At 64.9% G+C, this 2,785-nt stretch carries 3 protein-coding genes and 1 pseudogene; 3 read left to right on the forward strand and 1 reads right to left on the reverse strand.

Translation table 11 applies throughout. The features are described from left to right. A pseudogene (locus AC1DY5_RS50205) lies at nucleotides 1-350 on the reverse strand (hypothetical protein); the annotation flags it as partial. An 87-nt stretch (nucleotides 351-437) separates the two neighbouring features. On the opposite strand from AC1DY5_RS50205, the gene AC1DY5_RS50210 reads away from it, so the two are divergent. From AC1DY5_RS50210 to AC1DY5_RS50220, 3 genes are all read left to right on the forward strand, one after another. After that, entirely contained in the window at nucleotides 438-815 is a 378-nt protein-coding gene (locus AC1DY5_RS50210; RefSeq protein ID WP_478121774.1) for a hypothetical protein, read from the forward strand. After that, on the forward strand, nucleotides 812-1,048 hold the full coding sequence (locus tag AC1DY5_RS50215) for a site-specific integrase (protein ID WP_478121775.1): 237 nt from the start codon (nucleotides 812-814) through the stop codon (nucleotides 1,046-1,048). The genes AC1DY5_RS50210 and AC1DY5_RS50215 overlap by 4 nt, the downstream gene beginning before the upstream one ends. Nucleotides 1,049-1,728: 680 nt before the next feature. Further along, on the forward strand, nucleotides 1,729-2,785 hold a 1,057-nt coding region (locus AC1DY5_RS50220), incomplete at its 3' end, for a peroxidase family protein (protein WP_478121776.1).

Below are 2,785 nucleotides of genomic sequence, written 5' to 3' on the forward strand. Positions count from 1 at the left end.
AGCTGGCGCAGCGCGGCTGCCGTCGCCGCCTGGCTGTCTCCCTGGGCGATCTTGCGCTCGGACTGCTCCTGCTGCTGGCGCGACCAGGCTGCGGTTGCGTCGCGGTGCGCAGTCTTCTCGTCCTGCAGCGCTTGTTGGACAGCGCGACCAGCCTCAGCATCATCGGTGCGGGCCTTTTGCTCTTTGGCGAGGTCTGCGCTGGCTTGGCGCGTGGCCATGCGCTCGCGATCGATCTCGGAGAGGAGGCGACGCTCCTGGGCGAGATGGCGCTCCTCGGCGTCCTCCGCGGAGCGCTGCTTGGCGCCGAGTTCCGTAGCCGACTTCTCGCGCAGGGCTTCCTTGCTGGCCACAGCCTCATCGAGAGCTTTGCGCAGACGCCGCACCTCGGCTTCCGCGTCGCTGAGCAGGCCCGCGGATTGGGAAAGCCTGGCGCACAGGTGCTGAACACGCTCATGCACCGGATCTCGGTCCTGTCGATGGCCCACCATCTGGCCAAGCAGCCCAACCCCTGCGTCGACTCCGCGGTGAAGACCTTGCTTAGCAAGACCCGCAAGGCCTACGCGAAGCGCAGCGCCCTGCCGCACAAACAGCGCGCGGTAACCAAGGAGCCGCTCGAGGCGGTGCTGGAGACCTGCGACGACTCGCTCAAGGGGAAGCGTGACCGCGCCCTCCTCCTCTTCTCTGGCGGGCCGCCGGCGCTCGAGGTCTCGGAAGCCGTCTTCGAGAACCTGCGCTGCACCGACGAGGGCACGTACCTCTACACCCTGGCGAACTCCAAGACCAACCACACCGGCAAGGTGCGCCCCGAGACGTGAAGCCCGGGGTGGGCTCGGCCGCCGAGGCGTTGGATGCCTGGCTGAAGGCAAGCGAAATCAAGTCGGGGCCCCTCTTCCGCCGGATCCACAAGGGCGGGAAGCTTGGCGTAGACGGACTCACCGGCACGGCCATTCGCGACATCGTCGAGGCGCGGTGTGCTCTCGCCGGCGTCGGGGACGACTTCTCGGCGCACTCGCTGCGTTCCGGCTTCGTCACCGAGGCGGAGCGTTAGAACATGCCCCTGCGGAGACCATGTCTATGACCGGGCATCACAGCGCGGACACCGTGACGGGCTACTTTCGGGCGTGCTCGGCTCAGGTCGGCGCGGTGGCCCGAATGATGGATACCGGCAAGCGGAGGCCCGACCAGGCTTGAACGTACACGCAGCCGGCACCCAATCTGCTTCGTGACGTCTGCGTCTCCGCTAGGGGGCTTTCAAAGCCCTCGACCCGAGTCGGTGCGAAAGATGGTCCAGCACCGCTGCGCACTGCCAGGCCTGCCTGGACACTTCCCCGCGCATTCGTTGCGCTCGGGCTTCGTGACCGAGGCGGGAAGCCACGGCATGCCCACCGCCAACGCCACGAGCATGACGGGGCACAAAAGATTGAGACTTTCATGAAACTACTAGGGGTCGATTTGTTTTCGGTGTCAAAAAGTGACGGATCGAATCCCAGCAACGACGCGGCCCGAGCACTGTAGGTCGTTGATTTCGCGAGCATTGCTGTTCACTTCGTTGCGGCGTATCGTGGGTCCCTGAACGGCGAAGGAGCGCGGCGATGCAAGTTGCGATCACGGTCCGTCAACGTGACAATCCTATGATCGTCATAGGCAAAGCCTTTGCCCTATTCGTCCGTGCGGCATCCAGAATGCACAGATCTTCAATCAAAAAACTGGAGATTCTCCATGAGCCAGATACAAGCGGAAGCCAAGTGCCCCTTCCAGCCGGTGGGCTATGTTAATCGTGACTGGTGGCCCAACCAGTTGCGGGTGGACCTGCTTCACCAACATTCCTCCAAGTCCGATCCGATGGGTAAGGACTTCGACTACGCGAAGGAGTTCAAGAGCCTCGACTACGAGTCGCTGAAGAAGGATCTGCTTGCGCTGATGACGGACTCACAGGACTGGTGGCCGGCGGACTTCGGCCACTACGGGCCTCTGTTCATCCGTATGGCTTGGCACAGCGCCGGTACCTACCGTACCGGCGACGGGCGTGGCGGCGGCGGCCGGGGCCAGCAGCGCTTTGCGCCGCTCAACAGCTGGCCCGACAACGTCAACCTCGACAAGGCGCGCCGACTCCTGTGGCCGATCAAGCAGAAGTACGGCCGCAAGATCTCCTGGGCCGACCTGATGATCCTGACCGGCAACGTGGCCCTGGAATCGATGGGCTTCAAGACCTTYGGCTTCGGCGGCGGCCGCCCGGACACCTGGGAGCCCGACCAGGACGTCTACTGGGGCAAAGAGACGACATGGCTGGAGGACAAGCGCTACACCGGCGACCGCGACCTGGAAAACCCGCTCGGCGCGGTGCAAATGGGCCTGATCTACGTCAACCCGGAAGGCCCGAACGGCAACGCGGACCCGGTCTCGGCGGCCAGGGACATCCGCGAAACCTTCGCCCGCATGGCGATGAACGACGAGGAAACCGTCGCCCTGATCGCCGGCGGCCACACCTTCGGCAAGACCCACGGCGCAGGCCCGGCAGACCTCGTCGGCTCGGTCCCGGAAGCAGCCGATCTGGAGGAGATGGGCATGGGCTGGAAGAGCACCCACRCCAGCGGCATCGCCGGCGATGCGATCGGCAGCGGCCTGGAAGTCACCTGGTCGCAGACGCCGACGCAGTGGAGCAACCACTTCTTCGAGAACCTGTTCAAGTTCGAGTGGGAACCGGTCAAGAGCCCGGCCGGCGCGGGACAGTGGCAGGCCAAGGGCGCTGCGGCGGACATTCCGGATGCCCACGACAAGTCGAAGA

Source organism: Variovorax sp. P4_D9 (assembly GCF_056401695.1).